The organism is Ruthenibacterium lactatiformans (assembly GCF_000949455.1).
Classification (GTDB): domain Bacteria; phylum Bacillota; class Clostridia; order Oscillospirales; family Ruminococcaceae; genus Ruthenibacterium; species Ruthenibacterium lactatiformans.
In genome coordinates this window covers 1-809 of record NZ_JXXK01000101.1, presented here as the reverse complement: position 1 = coordinate 809, position 809 = coordinate 1, and the positions used below count along the sequence as shown (strand labels likewise).

Here is an 809-nt window from a genome sequence, read left to right as displayed (position 1 = left end):
TAGGCAAAGAACGTTAGGGGGCGTTCCGCTACGCTAAAAAAATTGAATTTCAAATTCCATAACAAATTCAATTTTTTCTTCACGCTTCGCTCCGAGGCCCCCTAAGACCCCCAACGGCAAATAAGGACTGATTTTTCGGAATCTTTCTTAACAGTAAGAATGACATGCGAAAGATTCTTATCGAAAAATCTGATTGTGAATTTACCCGCGCCTTACAGGCGCGAGAGACTTTTGCAACAGTGTGCATCATTTGTTCCGCCCTTCAGTTTTATATTCCAACTGAATACGAACTATATTCTCTCTATTGGAAATAAAATTCCCTTTGCTCACGCTCTGCCGGCGGAAGAGGAAGAACAGGAACGGAGTATTTTTCTGTGACACTCTCGCATCCGAAGGATGCGGGTAAATCAAAATCCAGATTTTCCGGGAAGCGCCCGTCATGTCATTCTTACTGTTAAGGGCGCGGCGGAAAATCGTTCCTCTTTTGCCGTTGGGGGGCCGGGGGCCTCGGAGAGAGGCGTGAAGAAAAATCATGATTTGATACGGAATATGAAATCATGATTTTTTAGCCGAACGGAACGCCCCCGGCCCTTGCTCCCGTTCGGTCGCATTTCGCCTGCGGCGAAACCGGGCTGGCCGGTTACCGGCCCCGCCTTTTGGGTTTGCCGCGCAAAATCGCGCGCGGCATTTCGCTGCGCGAAACCACCCTGTGCGGTTGTCCGCTTCGCGGCCATGGCTTCGCCACCCCGCACCGCTATTTTGCCGTTCCCGTCGCGGCTGCGCCGCGCCGGGGCCCCAACGGCAAAAAA

General features: G+C 51.7%; 1 protein-coding gene. It reads right to left on the bottom strand.

Going from position 1 to position 809, the window contains the following annotated elements; all coding sequences use genetic code 11:
* Positions 1–530: 530 nt before the first annotated feature.
* On the bottom strand, positions 531–809 hold a 279-nt coding region (locus TQ39_RS21520), incomplete at its 5' end, for a hypothetical protein (protein WP_207641426.1).